The sequence below is a fragment of the Paraburkholderia sediminicola genome (assembly GCF_046026895.1).
Taxonomy (GTDB): Bacteria; Pseudomonadota; Gammaproteobacteria; order Burkholderiales; family Burkholderiaceae; genus Paraburkholderia; species Paraburkholderia sediminicola_C.
Map to the genome: position 1 here is coordinate 82,235 of NZ_JAQQEU010000032.1, position 7,138 is coordinate 89,372.

Annotated in this window: 6 protein-coding genes; all 6 read left to right on the top strand. The window is 62.7% G+C overall.

The features are described 5' to 3' along the window. Nucleotides 1-9 precede the first annotated feature (9 nt). The 6 genes from garD to PQR02_RS22270 all read left to right on the top strand — a co-directional run bounded on the left by garD (nucleotide 10) and on the right by PQR02_RS22270 (nucleotide 7,058). On the top strand, nucleotides 10-1,599 hold the full coding sequence (gene garD, locus PQR02_RS22245) for a galactarate dehydratase (protein ID WP_408235876.1): 1,590 nt from the start codon (nucleotides 10-12) through the stop codon (nucleotides 1,597-1,599). A gap of 65 nt (nucleotides 1,600-1,664) precedes the next feature. After that, nucleotides 1,665-2,507 (top strand): NAD-dependent epimerase/dehydratase family protein, encoded by an 843-nt coding sequence (locus PQR02_RS22250; RefSeq protein ID WP_408235879.1) that lies wholly within the window; start codon nucleotides 1,665-1,667, stop codon nucleotides 2,505-2,507. Beyond that, a complete protein-coding gene (locus tag PQR02_RS22255) occupies nucleotides 2,504-3,439 on the top strand; it encodes an SMP-30/gluconolactonase/LRE family protein (protein WP_408235882.1) in 936 nt (311 codons plus the stop codon). The genes PQR02_RS22250 and PQR02_RS22255 overlap by 4 nt, the downstream gene beginning before the upstream one ends. Nucleotides 3,440-4,044: 605 nt before the next feature. Then, nucleotides 4,045-5,037: a TRAP transporter substrate-binding protein gene (locus PQR02_RS22260; protein WP_408235885.1), complete on the top strand. Its 993-nt coding sequence runs from the start codon at nucleotides 4,045-4,047 to the stop codon at nucleotides 5,035-5,037. A 162-nt stretch (nucleotides 5,038-5,199) separates the two neighbouring features. Continuing rightward, nucleotides 5,200-5,715, top strand: coding sequence for a TRAP transporter small permease (locus PQR02_RS22265; protein ID WP_408235888.1), 516 nt, complete (start codon nucleotides 5,200-5,202; stop codon nucleotides 5,713-5,715). After that, nucleotides 5,706-7,058 carry a TRAP transporter large permease gene (locus PQR02_RS22270; protein ID WP_408235891.1) on the top strand — a complete coding sequence of 451 codons (1,353 nt, stop codon included), beginning with the start codon at nucleotides 5,706-5,708 and terminating at the stop codon, nucleotides 7,056-7,058. The genes PQR02_RS22265 and PQR02_RS22270 overlap by 10 nt, the downstream gene beginning before the upstream one ends. Nucleotides 7,059-7,138 lie beyond the last annotated feature (80 nt).

Consider the following 7,138-nt stretch of genomic DNA (forward strand, 5'->3'; position numbering starts at 1 on the left):
ATCGATGCAATGGAACAATCTCCGCTCTACATTCGCGTTCACCCCAATGACAATGTCGCAATCGTCGTCAACGACGGCGGTCTGGGTGAGGGCGCCGTTTTCCCCGACGGGCTGGTGCTGCGCGAGCGCGTGCCGCAAGGCCACAAGGTCGCGCTCGCCGATCTCGCGGAAGGCGACGAGGTCATCCGCTATAACGTGGTGATCGGCTACGCGCTCAAGGCGTTGCCCAAGGGCAGCTGGATCAATGAGCACGTGATCCGCATGCCGAGCCCGCCGGGACTCGAAGACCTGCCGATCGCCACCGTCAAGGCGCCGGAGATGCCGCCGCTGGAAGGCTACACGTTCGAGGGCTACCGCAATGCGGACGGCTCGGTCGGCTCGCGCAACATTCTCGCGATCACGACCACCGTGCAATGCGTGGCCGACGTGGTCGAGCACGCGGTTACGCGCATCAAGGCCGAGCTGCTGCCGAACTACCCGAATGTCGACGACGTGGTGAGCCTCGGTCACACGTACGGCTGCGGCGTCGCGATCGACGCCCCCGACGCGATAGTGCCGATCCGCACCGTGCGCAACATCGCCCTGAATCCGAACTTCGGCGGCGAAGTGATGATGGTCAGCCTCGGTTGCGAGAAACTGCAGCCCGAACGCCTGATGCCGCCCGGCACGATTCCAATCGCGGCGGCCGCGAATGTCGCCGAAGTCGCGGACATCGGCGATGTCGAGGCCGACCAGAACGGCGACGTGGTGGTGCTGCAGGACGAGGCCCACGTCGGCTTCCAGTCGATGATCGGATCGATCATGCGAACCGCCGAAGGCCATTTGAGGCGCCTGAACAATCGTCGCCGCGAAACCTGCCCGGCGGCCGATCTGGTGATCGGCGTGCAATGCGGCGGCAGCGACGCGTTCTCCGGACTGACCGCGAACCCGGCCGTCGGCTTCGCGACCGACCTGCTGGTGCGCGCGGGCGCGACGGTCATGTTCTCCGAAGTCACCGAAGTGCGCGACGGCGTCGATCAGCTGACGGCGCGCGCGGCCAACGCGGAGGTCGCCGCGGCGATCATCCGCGAGATGCAGTGGTACGACGACTATCTGAAGCGCGGCGGCGCCGACCGCAGCGCGAACACCACGCCGGGCAACAAGAAGGGCGGCCTGTCGAACATAGTCGAAAAGGCGATGGGCTCGATCATCAAGTCCGGCAATTCGGCGATCTCCGGAGTGCTGTCGCCCGGTGAAAAGGTTCGCCAGAAGGGTTTGATCTACGCGGCCACGCCGGCGAGCGACTTCATCTGCGGCACGCTGCAACTCGCCGCGGGCATCAACCTGCACGTATTCACCACAGGCCGCGGCACGCCGTATAGCCTCGCCGAAGTGCCCGTGATCAAGGTCGCGACGCGCTCGGATCTGGCGCGCCGCTGGCATGACCTGATGGACATCAACGCCGGCACGATCGCCACCGGCGCGGCGTCGATCGAAGACGTGGGCTGGGAATTGTTCCGCCTGATGCTCGACGTCGCGAGCGGACGCAAACAGACCTGCGCTGAAAAGCTCAAGCTGCACAACGCGTTGACGCTGTTCAACCCGGCCCCGGTGACCTGATTCCCGGCGGCGCGGTTTGCCCATGGCTTCACGCTGATCCGATTGCAATCACATAACAGAAAGACATGACTGACTCGAATCCTGACCGCCCGGCGGCACACGAACCTTTTCGCCGCCTGCTGCTGACGGGCGCCGCGGGCAACCTCGGCAAACAGTTGCGCGGCGCGCTCGCCGCGTGGGCCGATGTCGTGCGCGTGACCGACATCGCGCCGCTTGGCGAAGTGGCTGCGCATGAAGAAGCGTCCGTCGTCGACCTCGCCGACGCAGCCAAGGTTCACGCGCTGCTCGAAGGCGTGGACGCGGTGATCCATCTCGGCGGCATTTCCGTCGAAGCGCCGTTCGAAGACCTGCTCGAAGCGAATATCCGCGGCCTCTACAACCTGTACTCGGCGGCGCAGAAGCAGGGCGTGAAGCGCATCATCTACGCAAGCTCGAATCACGCGGTGGGTTTCCATCCGGTGACTTCGGTGGTCGATGTCGACGCGCCGCTGCGTCCCGATAGCCTGTATGGCGTGACCAAGTGCTTCGGCGAATCGCTGTCGCGCTATTACTTCGACCGCTTCGGCCTCGAGACGGTGTGCCTGCGGATCGGCTCGTCGTTCGAGCAGCCCAAGAACCCGCGCATGCTCGTCACCTATCTGAGCTACCGCGACTTCATCGAACTGGTGCGCTGCTCGCTGCTGACCAACCGCGTCGGCCACGCGATCGTCTACGGCGTGTCGAACAACCGCGTCTCGTGGGTGGACAACACGAAGGCGGCATTCCTCGGCTTCCGTCCGCAGGACAGCTCGGCGCAATTCGAGCACCTGTTCCCGGCTGGCGCCCCCGACACGAACTTCGACGATCCGACCCAGCTGTTCCAGGGCGGCCCGTTCGTGCTCGCCGGTCCGATGGAGCCGAAGCGGTGAGCGCCACGCTGAATCCGCGTGTGGAGCGGCTCGAAGGAGCGGGGCAGGCGCCGGCGGCCGTCGGCGAAAGCCCGGTGTGGCGCGCGGCGGAGCAGGCGCTCTACTGGGTCGACATCCCGGCGCGCAAGATCGTGCGGCTGCGGGTCGAGTCGGGCGAGCGCTCGGAATGGCTGTTGCCGGAGCAGGTCGCCTGCATCGCGTTCGACCGTCGCGGCGCGGTACTGGCCGGTTGTGACACGGGACTCTTCGCGATCACGCTGAGCGAAGCGGCGCAAGGCGGCAGTGGCGAACCGCTCGCGGCGAGCATGCGCAAGCTCGCCGCGCCGGACTTCGCGGCCGAGGGCATGCGCTTTAACGACGGCCGTTGCGACCGGCAAGGCCGCTTCTGGTCCGGCACGATGGTGCAGAACATGGCGGCGGCCAATCCGGCCGGCGCGCTGTACCGCTTCGATGCGCAAGGCGTGTTGTCCGCGCCGGTGATCGACGCGTTGATCACGCAGAACGGCCTCGGGTGGTCGCCCGACGGCACGACGATGTACCTGTCGGACTCGCATCCGTTGCGCCGGCTGATCTGGGCGTTCGACTATGACATCGAGTCGGGCGAGCCGCGCAACCGGCGCGTGTTCGCCGATCTGCATCATCACGCGGGCCGTCCCGACGGCGCGGCGGTGGACGCCGATGGCTGCTACTGGATCTGCGCGAACGACGCGGGGCTGCTGCTGCGTTTCACGCCGCAAGGCAAGCTCGACCGGCAAGTGTCGGTGCCGGCCACCAAACCGGCGATGTGCGCGTTCGGCGGCCGCGATCTGGATACGCTGTTCGTCACCTCGATTCGCCCCGGCGCGGGCGCGAGCGAGCACGACGGCCATCTGTTCGCGTTGCGTCCCGGGGTAACCGGCTTGCCGGAGCCCGAATTCGCGGGCGTCCTGTAAGGCAACTTGTACGCAAATGAACGCCGGGCAGACATTTTGCCCGGCGTTTGCTTCCAGCTTGCTACTTGATTCATCACTCGTCGTACAACATTGTGGCGTATAGGCCACGGTCGCCGTGACTTTTTACGAAAAAACAGAGCGTCGCGAACCGCCACCAATATCTCCCTCATTTCTACTCCAAGCGGTACGGGGCTTAGCCGGGACCCCGACCAGGTCATTCCTGCCGGACCGGTCGATTCTGCGGGTAAATACCGTCTGTACAATTTAAACCGCGTTTTATAGACTTCTTCGTATGTCGTCGTACAACATATAAGCCCAAACAAATTCCTTTCTGTGAATTTTGGGATTGCAAGAAACGAAGCGGCTTCCGCGCGCGACCCCAAGTCCGCGAGATGACGCCGAAGTCATTGAAGTCAATGCAGTGAAGTTGTCTGACAGGAGTACTGAGCATCTGTGCCGGGGAAGTTGTACAGGCCAGTACGGCAATGCGGTCGCTAGCCCCAAGGGTTGCGGGCGCCGAGCCGGGAGACGCAGCAAAACCATGTCGCATCCGCAGGCGGTCCTCCGCAATCGATTGGATGGTCAATTTTTCAAGGAATGTCACGATGAACAAGAAGTTTGCCTCTTCCCGTGTGTCGCTGATCGTCGCGGCCGCCGCGCTGGCGTTCAGCGCTGTGTCGGCAGAAGCGCGCGTATTCCGCGTTTCGGACGTGCACGGCGACACCTATCCGACCAATATGGCCGTGAAGTACATGGGTGAACAGATCAACAAGGCAACCGGTGGCAAGGATTCCGTGAAGGTCTTCGGCAACAGCGCGCTGGGTTCCGAAAACGACACGATCGACCAGGTGCGCATCGGTGCGCTGGACATGGCGCGTGCCAACGGCGCCGCATTCAACGAAATCGTGCCTGAATCGATGATCCCGTCGCTGCCATTCCTGTTCCGCGACATCGACCATTTCCGCAAGGTGATGTACGGCCCGGAAGGCCAGAAGATCCTCGACGCGTTCGCGGCGAAGGGCATGATCGCGCTGACGTTCTACGAGAGCGGCGCGCGCTCCATCTACACGAAGAAGCCGATTCATTCGCCGGCTGACATGAAGGGCCTGAAGGTGCGCGTTCAGCCTTCGGACCTGATGGTCGACGAAATCAGGGCAATGGGCGGCACGCCGACCCCGATGCCGTTCGCCGAAGTCTATACGGGCCTGAAGACCGGTCTGGTGGACGCTGCGGAAAACAACATTCCGTCGTACGAAGAAACCAAGCACTTCGAAGTCGCGCCGGTGTTTTCCGAAACCCAGCATTCGATGACGCCGGAAGTGCTGGTGTTCTCGAAGAAGATCTGGGACACGCTGACGCCGCAGGAACAGACGATCATCAAGAAGGCCGCGGCTGACTCGGTGCCTTACTACGAGAAGCTGTGGACCGCGCGCGAAGTCGACGCGAGCAAGACGGTCACCAAGGGCGGCGCGACCATCGTCGCTTCGTCGCAGGTCGATCGCGCGGCTTTCGTGAAGGCGATGCAGCCGGTGTGGGCAAAGTATGAAAAGACCCCGCAAATGAAGCAGCTCGTCGACGAAATCCAGGCAGTCAAATAAGGTCCGCGTTCCGGACCGGAAGTAACAGCACAGTAGCAGCGGCGGAAACGGCCTCGCGGGAAGTCCCGCGGGCTGTTCCGCCGCGCGAGTTGCTGCGCCGGTTCAGTCGGGCAGGATTGCTGATTATTAAAGACAGGTCTGTCGTGAGCAAGGACGGGGTCAATGAGTTTCTTGAAACGCCCAAATGAATTTCTTTTTCGCGTGCTGGTTGTCGTGGCGTCGACAAGCCTGGCCGTGCTCTGTCTGCTGGTGATCTATAGCGTCGTGATGCGCTATGTCTTCAGCGACGCCCCTGATTTCGTCGAGCCCATCGCGTTGCTGCTGGTAATCGTGATCGCCATGTTCGGCGCCGCTCTGAAGGTCCGCGAAGGCGGCCATATCGGTCTCGACTCGCTCGTCAAGAATTTGCCGGAGAAAGGCCAGACCATTGCGGCGGGGATTCAGCATCTGTGTCTGGTCGCGTTTGCCGTGGCGGTGTTCTTCGGCTGCCTGGAGATGGCGATCACCACGCGAGAGGACCGGATTCCGATTCTCGGCTTGCCCGAAGCGTTGCGGTACTGCATCCCGGTCTTTGCCAGCGTCTGCATCGCAATGTTCTCGTTCGAGCACCTGCTGGCGCTCTTCGTAAAGAAACAAATTCGCCAGGAAACAAAAGTAGAAGAACAATCATGGAACTAGCCCTCCTTGCCGTCAGTTTTCTTGTCTTCCTCCTTCTCGGGGTTCCGGTTTCATTTGCGCTCGGATTGTCGTGCGTCCTGACGTATCTGTATGAAGGTTTGCCGGCGGCAACCGCGATGCAGTCGATGATCTCGGGGATGAACGCGTTCTCGTTCCTCGCGGTGCCGTTCTTCATCTTCTCCGGCGAGCTGATGCTGCACGGTGGCATCGCGGACCGCATCCTGCGTTTCGCGCAGGCCACGGTCGGGCATTTCCGCGGCGGCCTCGGCATGGCCAACGTGGTCGCGTGCACGCTGTTCGGCGGCGTGTCGGGTTCGCCGACCGCGGACACGTCCGCGATGGGCGGCGTGGTGATTCCGTTGATGAAGCGCGAGGGCTACAGCGCCGCGTATGCGGTCAACGTCACGACCCACTCGTCGCTGGCGGGCGCGCTGATGCCCACCTCGACCAACATGATCATCTACGCGTTCGCGGCGCAGGGCATCACCGGCACGCTGAACGGCGTGCACATGAGCGGCGTGTCGATCGGCGATCTGCTGTTCTCCGGTCTGCTGCCGGTACTGTGGGTGATGGGCCTCGTGCTGATCGCCGCCTACTGGCAAGCGGTCAAGTACGGCTATCCGCGCCGTCCCGACGGTTCGACCGAACTGCAGCGCTTCCCGGGCTGGATGGCGGTGTGCCGCACGTTCATCGGCGCCGTGCCGGGCCTGATGGTGATCGCGATCATTCTGGTCTGCGTGGCCAAAGGCATCGCCACCGCGACCGAAGCCGCCGCGATTGCGGTCGGATACTCGCTGATCCTCACGATCGTCGTGTATCGCTCGATGTCGATGAAGAAACTGGGTCACGCGCTGTCGAAGGCAGCCAAGACCACCGGCGTGGTGCTGCTGCTGATCGGCGTGTCGAACATGCTGCGCTTCCAGATGGCCTACCTGGAGATTCCTGACGCGATCGAACGCATGCTCGACGGCGCGACCGCGCTGCCCTGGCTGATGCTGCTGTACATCAACCTGATCCAGATTTTCCTCGGCACGTTCGTCGACATGGCGGCGCACATCCTGATCACCACGCCGCTGTTCCTGCCGATGGCGATGCATAACGGCGTGGGTCCGGTGCAGTTCGGCATCATGATCCTGCTGAACTGCGCATTGGGTCTCGTGCATCCGCCGATCGGCTCGGTGCAGTTTATCGGCTGCGCAATCGGCAATGTGTCGATCGGGGAAACTACTAAGGTGGCGTGGCCGTATTACCTGGCTATCTTCAGCGCGATCAATATCGTCACGTACGTGCCGTGGTTTTCGACCTGGCTACCTAGCCTGATCAATGGGCACCCGGTGTTCTGATCCACGCTCATCAATAAATACCGCACTCAGCGGCGCTCGTACCAGGCCGCATACAAAAAAAGTTTTTAACACAGGAGTAA